This window comes from Streptomyces lushanensis (assembly GCF_001700515.1).
In the GTDB taxonomy this organism is placed as follows: Bacteria; Actinomycetota; Actinomycetes; order Streptomycetales; family Streptomycetaceae; genus Streptomyces; species Streptomyces lushanensis.
The window spans coordinates 1-13,025 of sequence record NZ_MAUD01000393.1 but is presented as its reverse complement, the minus strand read 5'-3'; the positions used below and the strand labels follow the sequence as shown (position 1 = coordinate 13,025).

General features: G+C 69.6%; 10 protein-coding genes and 2 pseudogenes. 8 read left to right on the top strand and 4 right to left on the bottom strand.

Annotated elements, in window-relative coordinates; all coding sequences use genetic code 11:
- Positions 1–153: 153 nt before the first annotated feature.
- From BFF77_RS27345 to BFF77_RS27330, 4 genes are all read left to right on the top strand, one after another.
- Positions 154–1,017 (top strand): helix-turn-helix domain-containing protein, encoded by an 864-nt coding sequence (locus tag BFF77_RS27345; protein ID WP_066954887.1) that lies wholly within the window; start codon positions 154–156, stop codon positions 1,015–1,017.
- Positions 1,018–1,254, top strand: a complete 237-nt coding sequence (locus tag BFF77_RS27340) for a DUF397 domain-containing protein (RefSeq protein WP_066954884.1) — start codon at positions 1,018–1,020, stop codon at positions 1,252–1,254.
- Positions 1,255–1,410: 156 nt separating this feature from the next.
- The gene (locus BFF77_RS27335; protein WP_066954881.1) at positions 1,411–2,211 is read left to right on the top strand and encodes an SAM-dependent methyltransferase; all 801 of its coding nucleotides are present in this window, start codon (positions 1,411–1,413) and stop codon (positions 2,209–2,211) included.
- 192 nt (positions 2,212–2,403) lie between these two features.
- Positions 2,404–2,880, top strand: a complete 477-nt coding sequence (locus tag BFF77_RS27330; protein WP_066954877.1) for a YchJ family protein — start codon at positions 2,404–2,406, stop codon at positions 2,878–2,880.
- A gap of 33 nt (positions 2,881–2,913) precedes the next feature.
- Here the strand turns inward: BFF77_RS27330 and BFF77_RS27325 are convergent, their stop codons facing one another.
- On the bottom strand, positions 2,914–3,978 hold the full coding sequence (locus BFF77_RS27325) for an ATP-dependent DNA ligase (protein WP_066954874.1): 1,065 nt from the start codon (positions 3,976–3,978) through the stop codon (positions 2,914–2,916).
- Between the two features lie 161 nt (positions 3,979–4,139).
- Between BFF77_RS27325 and ligD the strand changes: the two genes are divergently transcribed.
- A complete protein-coding gene (gene ligD, locus BFF77_RS27320; RefSeq protein WP_066954871.1) occupies positions 4,140–5,156 on the top strand; it encodes a non-homologous end-joining DNA ligase in 1,017 nt (338 codons plus the stop codon).
- A gap of 101 nt (positions 5,157–5,257) precedes the next feature.
- Here ligD and BFF77_RS27315 read toward each other — a convergent pair whose 3' ends face one another.
- Entirely contained in the window at positions 5,258–7,423 is a 2,166-nt protein-coding gene (locus BFF77_RS27315) for an OmpL47-type beta-barrel domain-containing protein (RefSeq protein WP_107422264.1), read from the bottom strand.
- A gap of 74 nt (positions 7,424–7,497) precedes the next feature.
- On the bottom strand, positions 7,498–9,978 hold the full coding sequence (locus BFF77_RS27310; protein WP_066954865.1) for a ThuA domain-containing protein: 2,481 nt from the start codon (positions 9,976–9,978) through the stop codon (positions 7,498–7,500).
- A gap of 201 nt (positions 9,979–10,179) precedes the next feature.
- Between BFF77_RS27310 and BFF77_RS27305 the strand changes: the two genes are divergently transcribed.
- The gene (locus tag BFF77_RS27305) at positions 10,180–11,229 is read left to right on the top strand and encodes a multicopper oxidase domain-containing protein (RefSeq protein WP_066954890.1); all 1,050 of its coding nucleotides are present in this window, start codon (positions 10,180–10,182) and stop codon (positions 11,227–11,229) included.
- Positions 11,230–11,349: 120 nt separating this feature from the next.
- The gene (locus tag BFF77_RS27300; protein WP_066954863.1) at positions 11,350–12,123 is read left to right on the top strand and encodes an aminotransferase class IV family protein; all 774 of its coding nucleotides are present in this window, start codon (positions 11,350–11,352) and stop codon (positions 12,121–12,123) included.
- A gap of 54 nt (positions 12,124–12,177) precedes the next feature.
- Here the strand turns inward: BFF77_RS27300 and BFF77_RS27295 are convergent.
- A pseudogene (locus tag BFF77_RS27295) lies at positions 12,178–12,795 on the bottom strand (C-terminal helicase domain-containing protein); the annotation flags it as partial.
- On the opposite strand from BFF77_RS27295, the pseudogene BFF77_RS27290 reads away from it, so the two are divergent.
- Positions 12,787–13,025: pseudogene (locus BFF77_RS27290) on the top strand (ATP-dependent helicase); the annotation flags it as partial. The pseudogenes BFF77_RS27295 and BFF77_RS27290 sit on opposite strands and share 9 nt — an antisense overlap.

The following is a 13,025-nucleotide window of genomic DNA, read 5'->3' as shown; positions in this document are numbered from 1 at the left end:
CAGAGCCCGACAACCGCGTGAGCTGGTTCACCGATCCACTCTCCACCCGTCGGCGACACTTGGCAAGGGGCACTCTGAATTTTTCAGAGTGCCGTGTTCTTCGTGGCGCGGGCATGGCAGACTGCTGGTAACCGTGCGTGGGGAGGACCCAAAGTGAGTGAACCGCGGTCCGCCCCGACCGTGGGTCAGGTCGTACTCGGCAGACGTCTGCAAGATCTTCGTGAGCGCTCAGGACTGAAGCGCGAGGAAGCCGCCAAGCTTCTCCGGGTGGCGCCCGCGACGATCCGCCGGATGGAGACCGCCGAGGTCGCCCTCAAGATTCCCTATGTGCAGCTCCTGCTGCGGGCGTACGGGATCCCCGAGGACGAGACCGAGGCCTTCGTCGAGCTCACCGAGGAAGCCAACAAGCCCGGCTGGTGGCAGAGGTTCCACGACATCCTGCCGGACTGGTTCAGCATGTACGTCAGCCTGGAGGGCTCCGCCTCCCTGCTGCGTACGTATGAACCGCACTTCGTTCCCGGGCTGCTCCAGACAGAGGAGTACGCCCGGTCGGTCATGCACGCGGGGGCGGTGGGACAGGCACAGCCCGAGGACATCGAACGCCATGTGGCGCTCCGTATGGAACGCCAGTCACTGCTCACCCGTACCCATGCGCCCAGATTCTGGGTGATCATGGACGAGACCGTACTGCGCCGGCCCGTCGGCGACAGTCCGGACGTCATGCGGGAGCAGATCGACAGGCTGCTCGACGCCTCGGCCCTGCCGAATGTCACCCTTCAGATCGCGGAATTCTCGAGCGGACACCATCCCGGTACCTACGGGCCGTTCGTGATCTTCCGGTTCGCCGAACCGGAACTGCCGGACATGGTCTACAGCGAGTACCTGACCGGCGCCGTCTATCTCGACGCACGTCCCGAAGTGGCCACCCACCTGGAGGTCATGGACCGGATGGCGGCTCAGGCCGCAACTGCACAACGCACGAAGGAGATCCTCAGGGATCTCCGCAAGGAGCTGTGAATGGATCCCATATACAACGGCATGCCGGCCGCCGACCTCGGTGCCGAGGGCTGGCGCAAGCCGTGGAGTGGTGGCAATGGCGGCAACTGCATCGAGGCCATGAAGCTGGCCGACGGCAGAGTCGCGGTGCGCCAGTCCGCCGACCCTGACGGCCCCGCACTGATCTACACCACCAGCGAGATCGCCGCGTTCATCCAGGGCGCGAAGGCCGGTCAGGCAGACTTCCTGCTGACCTGATCCGACCGACCGCCCACCGCTCACTCTTCCCCCCTTCCCACCGACCGTCCGGCCCCATCCGTCGTCCACATCCACGGATTCGTCCGTACCCCGTTCTTCCGCAGACACTGTGTTCCACAGATCCTGCTCATCGACCTTGAGACTTATGGAGCGCACATGACCGGGAACGACCCCATCGACACCAGCAAGCCGCATCCGGCCCGGGTGTACGACTGGTTCCTCGGCGGCAAGGACAACTATCCGGTGGACGAGGAGATGGCGAAGCAGTTACTGGCACTGGACTCCCGCGGGCCCGACATGGCGCGCGTCAACCGGGCATTCATGCACCGCGCCACCCGCTGGCTCGGCACCACCGGCGGGGTGCGCCAGTTCCTGGACATCGGCACGGGCATTCCCACCGAGCCCAATCTCCATCAGATAGCCCAGGAGGTCGCGCCCGACTCCCGGATCGTCTACACGGACAACGACCCGATCGTCCTCCGGCACGCCGAGGCGCTGCTGCGCAGCACCCCGAGCGGTGTCACCGAGTACGTCCAGGCCGATGTCCGCGATCCGGAGGGCATCATCGAGGCGGCGGGCAGGATCCTCGATCTGAAGCGTCCGGTCGCGCTCTCCCTCGTCGCGCTGCTGCACTTCGTCTCGGACGAGGACGGCGCGTACGACCTGGTGCGCAGACTGGTCGACCCGCTGCCGTCCGGCAGCTATCTTGTCCTCTCCCACGCCACGGGCGATTTCGACCGGGAGAGCGCGGACCAGGCACGTGAGCTGTACCAGAAGCGGGCGCTCACCCTGGCCCTGCGGTCGCGGGAGGAGTTCGCCGCGTTCTTCAAGGGCCTGGAACTGGTCGAACCGGGGGTCTCACTGGCCGCCGACTGGCGTCCGGAGCTGGGAGAGGTCGTACCGGTCCCCGGTGACGAGCCCATTCCCGGATACGCGGGCGTGGCACGCAAGCTGTAAGTGGAATACGGGGGCGCGGCGCCGCAGCACTTTTCAGGTGCGCTGCGGCGCCGCGCGTATTCGTCCACGGCACGAACGGGCCCGCCGCCCCGCCGCTCGCTCCCGGCGCTGTCAGGCACCCGCCCCGCGCTGGAGCCTGCCGTTCCGGACGCCGGAGTCCGTCGCGCGCGTCCGGCCCGTGACAATGGAGGCATGGCCCGACGTCCCGCTCGATCCGCCCGTCCCGTCCGATCCGGCAGCCCGGCCAGGTCCGGACCGTCCGAAGGCACCGGTACCGCCGTCACCGTCGCCTCGCCGTGTCCCTGCGGGCTGCCCGCCGCGTACGGCGCGTGCTGCGGACGTTTCCACTCCGGATCCGCCACCGCGCCCACGGCGCACCTGCTGATGCGCTCGCGCTACAGCGCCTTCGTCGTGCGCGACGAGCCGTATCTGCTGAGGAGCTGGGATCCCGCCACCCGGCCCGCCGGTGCCGGTCTCGACCCCGCGACGCGCTGGACCGGCCTGGAGATCCTGGACACCGCCGACGGCAGTCCGTTCCACACCACCGGCACGGTCACCTTCCGCGCCCGCTTCGTCCACCGGGGCACGGCGGGAGTGCTGCACGAACGGAGCCGCTTCGCCCGGCACGACGGCGCCTGGGTGTATGTGGACGGCACCTTCGCGGAGTGACCGCGCTCGCCCCCGGTGTGCGGCCCGGCGGGATCAGCGCGGTGCCAGCACCTCCGCCAGGTCGTACCGCACCGGTTCCTCCAACTGCGCGTACGTGCAGCTCTCCGGTGTACGGTCCGGTCGCCATCTGCGGAACCGTGCCGTGTGCCGGAACCGGGTGCCCTCCATGTGGTCGTACGCGACCTCGCACACCCACTCGGGCCGCAGCGGCAGCCAGGACAGGTCCTTCGTACCGGACCAGCGGCTCGGCGCGCCCGGCAGCCGCGCGCTCTCATGGGCGGACTCATCGGTCCAGGCGGCCCAGGGATGGCCCTGCGCCGACTCCATCCGCAGCGGCGCCAGTTCCTCGACCAGCTCCGCGCGGCGCTTCATCGGGAACGCGGCACTGACGCCGACATGCTGGAGGACGCCCTCGGCGTCGTACAGCCCGAGGAGCAGCGAGCCGACCACGGGACCGCTCTTGTGGAGGCGGTATCCGGCGACGACGGTGTCCGCCGTCCGCTCGTGCTTGATCTTGTACATCAGCCGGGCGTCCGGCCGGTAGAGCAGATCCAGAGGCTTGGCGATCACCCCGTCGAGCCCGGCGCCCTCGTACTGGTCGAACCACCGCCCGGCCAGTTCGGCGTCGGTGGTGGCGGGCGCGAGATGGACCGGCGGACGGACTCCGGTCAGGGCGGTCTCCAGCGCCTCTCTGCGCCGCGCCAGCGGCGTGTCGAGCAGCGAGGCGTCGCCGAGGGCCAGCAGGTCGAAGGCGACGAAGCTGGCCGGCGTACGCTCGGCGAGCATGTCCACCCGGGACTTCGCCGGATGGATGCGCTCGGTGAGCCGGTCGAAGTCGAGCCGGTTCCCCTGGACGACGACGATCTCGCCGTCCACCACACAGCGCTCGGGCAGCTCCGCGCGCAGGACCGTGACCAGTTCGGGAAAGTAGCGGGTGAGCGGCTTGCCCGTTCGGCTGCCGATCACCACCTCGTCGCCGTCACGGTGGACGATCGCCCGGAAACCGTCCCACTTGGCCTCGTACTGCATCCCCGGCGGGATGCGCGCCACGGACTTGGCGAGCATGGGCTTCACAGGAGGCATCACCGGCAGATCCATGCCCCGATTCTGCTCGGGAACAGGACGCTCCGCCCGATGTACGGTCCGCCGGATGCGGCACTGCCGCTGCCCGGCGCACGGCCCGCCCCGGGCCGGGCCCGCCCCGGCGCACGGCCCGCCCCGATGTGCGTTCCGACCGCGCCCGGCCTACCGTAGCCCCCATGGGCGCAGCGGTGGAGCTGGAGGCGAACGGCAGAACCGTACGGCTGTCCAGCCCGGACAAGGTGTACTTTCCCGAGCGCGGCTTCACCAAGCTCGATGTCGCGCGCTACTACCTGGCCGTGGGACCGGGGATCCTGCGCGCGCTGCGGGACCGGCCGACCACCCTGGAGCGCTACCCGGAGGGAGTCGGGGGCGAGTCCTTCTTCCAGAAACGGGCGCCGAAGAACCTGCCCGACTGGATTCCCACGGCCCGGATCGAGTTCCCCAGCGGCCGTTCGGCCGACGAGATCTGTCCCACGGAGGTCGCCGCCGTGCTCTGGGCGGCGAATCTCGGCTGTCTCACCTTCCACCCGTGGCCGGTACGCCGAGGCCGCACCGACCATCCCGACGAACTGCGGATCGACCTGGATCCGCAGCCGGGCACCGATTTCAAGGACGCGGTCAGGGCCGCCCACGAGCTGCACGGCCTTCTGGAGGAACAGGGACTGCACGGCTGGCCCAAGACCTCCGGCGGCCGGGGTCTGCATGTGTTCATCCCCATCGAACCGCGCTGGACCTTCACCGAGGTCCGCCGCTGCGCCATCACCATCGGCCGGGAGCTGGAGCGGCGGATGCCGGGCCGGGTGACCACCGCGTGGTGGAAGGAGGAGCGCGGCGAGCGCATCTTCGTCGACTACAACCAGACCGCCCGCGACCGCACCATCGCCTCCGCCTACTCCGTACGTCCCCGGCCGCACGCCCCGGTCTCCGCGCCGCTGCGCTGGGCGGAGCTGGACGAGGTCGCGCCGGACGACTTCGATGTGGCGACCATGCCGGTGCGCTTCGGCGAGGTGGGCGATGTGCACGCGGACATGGCGGAGCGGGCGTTCGGTCTGGAGGGCCTGCTGGAGCTGGCCGAACGGCAGGAACAGGACCATGGGCTCGGCGACATGCCGTATCCGCCGGACTATCCGAAGATGCCGGGGGAGCCCAGGCGCGTCCAGCCGAGCCGGGCCAAGCGGCAGGACGAGGAATAGCCCGGACGGCACGTTGAGGACCGGTGGCCCGGACGGCGCCGTGCCCCCCTCTCCGCCGGAGAAGGGGGCACGGCGCGCACGCGTGAGTTGTCGGCCCGGGGCTACAGCTCCATGATCCGGATGTTGCGGTACGAGACCACATCCGTCGTGCCGTGGACCTGGAGCCCGACATAGCCGGTGGCGTACCGCCGGCCGTCCGTGCCCGGGTCACCGGCGCGCGGCGGGGTGAACGTCTGCCCGCCCAGATTGTCGAACTCGTTGATCACCACACCGTTGCGCAGGACCGTGTAGTGCTGGTCGACCACCCGGATCTCGTAGTCGTTCCAGGTGCCCTTCGGGGTGACGCCCGCGTTGCCCAGACCCACCCGGTCGAAGCCGTAGATCGAGCCGGTCTTGTACATGTCGCCGTCCGGGCGGTCGAGGATCTGCACCTCGTGCCCGTAGTTGATGGCGACCCACTCGGGCCGGGACTCCTCCGGGTGGTCGTGGACGTTCGGGAAGCGGACGAAGACACCGGCGTTGGCGTTGCCGTTGCCCGGGGCGTCGTCACGGAACTGGAGCTTCAGCGAGAAGTCGCCGTACTTGCGCTCCGGGAACCACAGCATGCCCATGCCCTCGACGGTGGTGCTGCTGGTGATCGCACCGTCGCCGGAGAGCGCGAACCGGCCGCCGCCCACCTGCTCCCACTTGGCGAGCGACTCCGCCGTGCCGTCGAAGAGATCGCGGTAGCCCTCGGTCTGGCCGGGCTGGCCGATCTTGGACTGCTTCGCGGCCCTGGTTATCTTGTTGAACTCGCGCTGGTCGATGACATTGTCGGCGAGCAGCTTGTCGAGCACGGAGTCGACGTGCTTGAGGAAGAGGGCGTGCGAGGTCCACTCCCGCTCGTCCTCGATCAGCTCGTTGACGGTGCAGCGGCTACGGGTCAGCCGGTTCGGCACACCCGAGTCGACCGTGCCGACGATGACCGTCAGCCGTTCGTCGTACTCGGGGCAGTTGGGCGCGGGAACGCCGCCGCCCTGCGCGATGGTGAACGACACCTGCCTGGCCTGCGAGGTGTTGCCCGCCTTGTCGGTCGCGCGGTGCGCGAACGTGTGACGGCCGACCCGGTCGACGATGACGGGAGTCGTGTACGCGAGGTACGGACCGCCGTCGAGGGAGTACTCGGTCCTGTCGACACCGGACTCGGCGTCGGTCGCGGTGACCGTCACCTTGGCGCTGGTGATGAACGCGCCGTTGGCGTTCTTCTCACCGGTCACGGCCGCCGAGGTCTCCGGCGCGGTGGTATCCCGGGCCGGCGGCGTCACGACGGTGAAGGCGACGGACTTCTCGGCCGCCGCGTTCCCCGCCTTGTCGGTCGCGCGGTAGCGGACCGTGTGCGTGCCGACCTGATGCACCATCACCGGAGCGGTGTACGGCTGCCAGGCGCCGCCGGCGCCGAGCGCGTACTCGATGGTGTTGACGCCGGAGCCGGTGTCCGACGCGGTGACGGTGACCGTGGCCATCGACAGATAGTTGCCCGCCGCGTCCCGCTCGCCGCTCACGGTCGCCGAGGTCTCCGGCGGGGCCGTGTCACCGGACGGCGGGGCCACGACGGTGAAGGCGACGGACTTCTCGGCCGCCACGTTCCCCGACTGGTCGGTCGCGCGGTAGCGGATCGTGTGGCTGCCGACCTGGTCGACCACCACCGGAGCGGTGTACGGCTGCCACGGTCCGTCGGTCCCGACCGCGTACTCGGTCGTCGCCACACCGGAGCCCTCGTCGGTCGCCGTCACCGACACCGTGGCCGAGCCGACGTAGTCACCGCCGGCGTTCTGCTGGCCCTCCACCGTGGCGGAGGTCGTCGGGGCGGTGGTGTCTCCCGGGCCGACCTCGGTCACGGTGAGCACACCGGTCATCTGGGCGTGCCCCGGGATGGAGCAGCGGAAGCGGTACTTGCCCGGTGTCAGATTGACCTCGGCGGTGTACTTCCCGCCGTTGGCGTCGTCGGGATTGGCCAGGATGTTCAGGGAGACGTCGTTGTTGTACTCGGGATCCGACACGTCGAAGGTCAGCGTGTGCGGCATTCCCGTGGTGTTGCCGGTGGCCGCGCTGTTCTCGAAGACGATGGTGGTCGGCCCGGCCAGCGCGGTGGTCGGGAAGCTGAGATAGCGGTCGGTCCGGTCGCCGGCCGTCCACGTCAGCACCTGGGCGGCAGCGGCGGCCCGCCCGCCGTCCGTGCGCTCAGATGCCCGGCCGTACGCCGCCGTCGACGTCAGGCCCAGCACCATCAGGAACGCGCCCACCAGGGCCGTCCACACCCGCAGAGGGCGATGCCCGAGGAGGGAACGATGGGATCGATGTCTCACTGCGTCGCCTTCCTGGCCAGGTCGGAGGCGGCCGGAGTCGGCTCGCCGCCCTTGTACGTCACATGCCACAGCGCGGACTGGGAGTCGGAGGTGAAGAAGCCGCGCCCGTAGTCCAGGACGTAGAGCGAGCCGTCCGGGGCGAACTTCCAGTCCATGAGGTTGCGGATACCGCCCTGACCGACCGGGATGATCTTCTTCAGGGTCTCGGCGTGCACCGGCAGACCGCCCTTGCCGACGGTCTTGGGATCGGTCAGCACCGCGTGGCGCGGGCTGTCCGTCGCGTCGTAGAAGTCACCGACGAACCACTTGCCGTCCCAGTACTCGGGCCACTTGACCGCGCTGGCGCTCTGCGCGTCGTAGCGGTAGACCGGGCCGTCCATCGTCGCCTGGCCGCCGCCCTTGAGCCACGGCAGCAGATACTTCGCCTCGGCGGGCTTGTAGCTCGGGATGCCGTTGGCGTCCCGCGGATAGTCCGGGGCGCCACCCTGCGGCGAGTACCAGATGGTGTTCGGGGTGACGGGCGGCAGATTCACCAGGCCGTCGTTGTTGGGCGACTCGTTCTTGGGCGCGTTGCAGTTGTACCAGCCCAGCGGCTTGGACGGGTCGGGCAGATTGCGGTCCCGGTAGGGCTGGTTGTTGCCCATGCAGAACGGCCAGCCGTGGTTGCCCGCCTTGGTGATCGCGGAGAACGTGTCGTACTTCGCCGGACCCCAGACGGTGCTCGGCGAGCCCGCGTCGGGACCGACCCAGCCCGCGTAGAGGATGTCGGTCTTCTTGTCGATGGAGATACGCGCCGTGTTGCGCACACCCATCACATAGATCTCACCGCGGGTCTTGCCGCCGCCCTCGTCCATCTCCTCGCCCGTGAACAGATTTCCCGCGGGCAGGGTGTAGGTCCCGTCGGGCTCCGGGTGGATGCGGAGGATCTTCCCGTTCAGGTTGTTGGTGTTGCCCGCCGTGCGGCGCGCGTCCGCGAAGGAGACGCCCTTGTAGTTGGGCTGCGGGTTGTTGCCCGAGTAACCGTCGCTGAAGCCGGACGAGTTGTTGTCGCCGGTCGCGATGTAGAGATTGCCCTTCGAGTCCCAGGCCATGCCGCCGCCCGCGTGGCAGCAGCTGTGGACCTGTACCGGCCACTTCAGCAGGACCTTCTCGGAGGCGAGGTCCAGCTTGTTGGTCGTCAGGTTCAGCGTGAAGCGGGAGACCCGGCGCTCGGCCATCCGGGTGTCACGGTTGAGCTGCGAGTGCGGGGTGTAGTGCAGATACACCCAGCCGTTGGTCTCGAACGCGGGATCCAGCTCGATGCCGAGCAGGCCCTCCTCGACCTTGACCAGCTCGTCGCCGCCGCCCTTGTTGCCGAAGACCGTCAGCGCGCCCGCGAGCGTCACCTTCTTCGTCGCGGGATCGTAGACATGGATCTGGCCCAGACCCTTGCCGATCTCCGGATTGTTCCAGTCGGTCACCACGGGAGCGGCGTTGTCGCCACCGCCGCGGCCGATGTACAGCACCCGTCCGTCGGGCGCCACGACCAGTCCGTGCGGCTCGCCGATCTGGTCCTGCTGACCCGGCTGGTTCGGCTGGGTGACACGCTGGGCCTGGTAGTTGCTGTCGATCGTCGCCTTGCAGTCGGCGCGGGAGAGCCGGGTCGTCCACTGGAGGGCGCCGCGCAGATGGTCGCGGAAGTCGGTCTCCGCGTACGACTCGGGCGTACCGCCCATGCCGGTGTAGAAGGACCGGCCGCCGTCGTAGTCGCGGCACCAGGAGACGGGGTGGTCCGCGCCGTTGGCACCGGTGCCCGGCTGGTAGCTCGCCTCCCTGACGCGGGCGACGGTGTGCACCTTGCCGCTCGGGTTGACCGCCCAGTTGAACCACTTGTCCGGCCGCTTCCACTCCAGCGGAAGGTTCTTCGTGGCCGGATTGATACGGTCACCGACCTCGACGGTCGCGCGCTGCACCGTGGTGGGAGCCCCGGTGGGCCGGGCGCCGATCAGCCCGGTGAACCAGTCCGAGTACGGCTCCGTACGGGCCGCGTCATGGATGCCGAGGAAGCCGCCACCGGCCTCCACATAGGCTTCGAGCCCGGCTTCCTGCTCCGGGTCGAGCACATCCCCGCCGCCGGTGAGGAAGACGACCGCGTTGAATTTGCCCAGCTTGGTCGCATTGGTGAAGACGGAACCGTCGTCCGTCGCCTCTGTCTTGAACCGGCCGGCCGCGGGACCCGACAGGCCGATGGCCTCGATGGCCTCGATCCCGGCGTTGACGACCGGCGACTCCTCGGTGGCCGAGGCGTGGAAGACAAGGACCTTGACGGTGTTTCCGCCCGGAGGTGACGGAAGGGACAACGTTGTCGAAGGCGGCTCCGGGTACGGCTTGGCCGATGCGGCGGTGCCGCCGAGCAGTGACGCCGCCATCGTGCCGGCCACCAGTGCCGCGGCCATTCCGCGCCTGGATCTAGACCGGTGATGTGGTGCGCGCTGCATGTGTTCACCCACCCCTCTGTGGTCATAGCAACAGCGAACGAAGCTAGACCCCTTTCCGTGACTCGCCAATAGGTATAACCGCAATCGACCGAACTTTGTCCTGACTGTGGATAAACATGGACCGCTGGTCTACGGTGTGCCCGTCCCCGGGGTCTCGTGTGCCCCGTAAATCTCGTACGGCACTGGGGAGTCGGTATGGCCATGGACAGACGGAGCTTCAACCGGCGGCTGATTGCGGGAGGTGCGGTGGCCGCCACAGGGGTGACATCGTTGTCGGTCGCCTCGGCGCCCGCGGCGACCTCGGCGGAACCGCCACCCAGGACGGCTCCGGCGGGGGGTCAGGTGCGCCATCTCAAGCTGTTCGCCGAGACCCTGCCGAACGGTCAGATGGGATACGGCTTCGAGAAGGGCAAGGCGTCCGTTCCGGGCCCGCTGATCGAACTGATCGAGGGGGACACCCTCCACATCGAGTTCGAGAACACCACGGACGTGGCGGCCAGCCTCCATGTCCACGGCGTGGACTACGACATAGCCAGCGACGGCACCCGGATGAACCGGAGCCATGTCGAGCCGGGCGGCACCCGTACGTACACCTGGCGTACCCACACGCCCGGCAGGCGTGCGGACGGCACCTGGCGGCCGGGCAGCGCCGGCTACTGGCACTACCACGACCACGTGGTCGGCACGGACCACGGCACGGGCGGCATCCGCAAGGGGCTCTACGGTCCCGTGGTCGTCCGCAGGAAGGGCGACATCCTGCCGGACAAGCAGTTCACGATCGTCTTCAACGACATGACGATCAACAACAAGACCGGCACGGAGGCGCCCAACTTCGAGGCGACCGTCGGGGACCGCGTCGAGATCATCATGATCACGCACGGCGAGTTCTACCACACGTTCCACATCCACGGTCACCGCTGGGCGGACAACAGGACGGGCCTGCTGACCGGTCCCGACGATCCCAGCCGGGTGGTCGACAACAAGATCACCGGACCGGCGGACTCCTTCGGCTTCCAGATCCTCGCGGGCGAGCACGTGGGCGCGGGAGCCTGGATGTACCACTGCCATGTCCAGAGCCACTCGGACATGGGCATGGCGGGCCTGCTGCTGGTCAAGAAGCCGGACGGCACGATCCCGGGCTACGAGCCGCACCACCCGGACCACCCGATGGGCGCGGACGGTGCCAAGGGCGCGGAGAGCGCCAAGGGCACGCGGGACACCAAGGGCACGGCCGGCCACGCGGGTCACTAGGCCCGGACAGGACCTGGGCCCTGTCCGGCGGGCTTGTGCCGGCAGGTCGTCGCCTCGGGACGGGCGGCGGCCTGCCCCGCGGGGCCGTCCGGCGGCCGGGCCCGATGCCATCCTGGGCGCATGGCGGAACTCAACGGCCGGCCCGTCGGCCTCGACGAGATCACGGCGCTCGCGCTCACCAACTACGGGCACTTCACCACGCTCCGGGTGGAGGACGGGCGGGTACGCGGGCTGACCCTGCATCTCGACCGGCTCGGCCGGGACTGTCCGGCGCTGTTCGGGGCCGAGCTGGACCTCGACCGGGTGCGGACGCTGCTGCGCCGGGCCGCGCCGGCCCATGGCGCGGCCACGGTGCGGGTCACGGTGTTCGACCCGGCCCTCGACATCGGGCATCCCGACCGTGCCGGCGACCCGCACATCCTGGTCACCCGCCGTCAGGTCTCGTCCGCGCCCCTGCCGCCACTGCGGGTGCGCTCCGTCGCGTACACCCGGGACGCGCCCGAGGTGAAGAGCGTCGGACTCTTCGCGTCGCTGCGCCATCGCCGTACGGCCCGGCTCGACGGATACGACGACGCGCTCTTCGTGGACGGGGACGCGCTTATCTCCGAGGGCGTCACCTGGAACGTCGGCTTCTTCGACGGCGACTCGGTCGTCTGGCCGGAGGCCGTCCAGCTCGCCGGAGTGACGATGCGGCTCCTCCAGGAGGCACACGAGCACCGCGTGGCTCCGGTCCCGCTCGCGGACGTCGGATCGTTGGACGCGGCCTTCGCGACCAACGCCGCCATCGGAGTGCGCGCCGTCACGGCGATCGACGGGACCGCGTTCCCGGACCGCCATCCCGCCGTGGACCTTCTGCGCGAGACGTATCTGGAAGACCCGGGCGAGCTCCTGTAGCGCGACGCCCGGCGGCCTCACGCGCCACGCGCTGCGTGAGGTCCTGGAGAGGGCCTAGCCGCCGGCCAGCCGGAGCTGCTCCTCCTCCACGATCCGGCGGGCGATGTCCCGGTCCGCGACATCGACCGCGTCGGGCGTGGCGTCGGCCATCTCGCTGCGCCGGGCATAGGCGTCGAAGAGACGGTTCTTGTCGGCGAGGATGTCCAGCAGCCGCTGATCCACACTGTCGACCGCGAGCAGCCGGTGCACCTGGACGGGACGGACCTGGCCCATCCGGTGCGCGCGGGCCACCGCCTGGTGCTCCAGTGTCGGTTTGACCTGCGGCTCGCAGAGGATGACGACCGACGCGGCCTGCATGTTCAGCCCGACACCGCCCGCCTGGATCTGGCTCAGCAGCACCGCGTGGCCCGGGACCGCGCCGAAGCGGTCCACGATCCGCTGACGGCGGTCCGCCGGGACGTCGCCGCTCAGCGGCCCGAACACCTCCTCGCCCAGCACCTGGTGAACCGCGGTCAGCACCTCGCGGAAGTACGAGAAGACCACCACCTTCAGCCCGTTCCCCGCGGCCTCGGCCACCAGCTCCCGCAGCCGTCCCAGCTTGGCCGAGGTCTCCGGCCGCGCGTACGCCGCCCGGCGCATCCGCATGAAGTGCGCGTCGGCCACCGCCGCGCGGTCGCGCCGGCCTATCTGCGCCGTAACCAGCAGGATGTCCTGGCCGAGCTGCCCGCGCTGGTGCGGGTGGACGAGTGGGAGGAGCTGAGCGCCGGGGATCTGGCGGCCTATCGCGCGGCGGTGGCCGACGCGCACTTCATGCGGATGCGCCGGGCGGCGTACGCGCGGCCGGAGACCTCGGCCAAGCTGGGACGGCTGCGGGAGCTGGTGGCCGAGGCCGCGGGGAACGG

Excerpts from the sequence above, each read along its gene's own strand:
- BFF77_RS27340 (WP_066954884.1), top strand. The coding sequence starts at position 1,018 with ATGGATCCCATATACAACGGCATGCCGGCCGCCGACCTCGGTGCCGAG.
- BFF77_RS27335 (WP_066954881.1), top strand. The coding sequence starts at position 1,411 with ATGACCGGGAACGACCCCATCGACACCAGCAAGCCGCATCCGGCCCGG.
- BFF77_RS27330 (WP_066954877.1), top strand. The coding sequence starts at position 2,404 with ATGGCCCGACGTCCCGCTCGATCCGCCCGTCCCGTCCGATCCGGCAGC.
- BFF77_RS27325 (WP_066954874.1), bottom strand. The coding sequence starts at position 3,978 with ATGGATCTGCCGGTGATGCCTCCTGTGAAGCCCATGCTCGCCAAGTCC.
- ligD (WP_066954871.1), top strand. The coding sequence starts at position 4,140 with ATGGGCGCAGCGGTGGAGCTGGAGGCGAACGGCAGAACCGTACGGCTG.
- BFF77_RS27315 (WP_107422264.1), bottom strand. The coding sequence starts at position 7,423 with ATGGTGCTGGGCCTGACGTCGACGGCGGCGTACGGCCGGGCATCTGAG.
- BFF77_RS27310 (WP_066954865.1), bottom strand. The coding sequence starts at position 9,978 with ATGCAGCGCGCACCACATCACCGGTCTAGATCCAGGCGCGGAATGGCC.
- BFF77_RS27305 (WP_066954890.1), top strand. The coding sequence starts at position 10,180 with ATGGACAGACGGAGCTTCAACCGGCGGCTGATTGCGGGAGGTGCGGTG.
- BFF77_RS27300 (WP_066954863.1), top strand. The coding sequence starts at position 11,350 with ATGGCGGAACTCAACGGCCGGCCCGTCGGCCTCGACGAGATCACGGCG.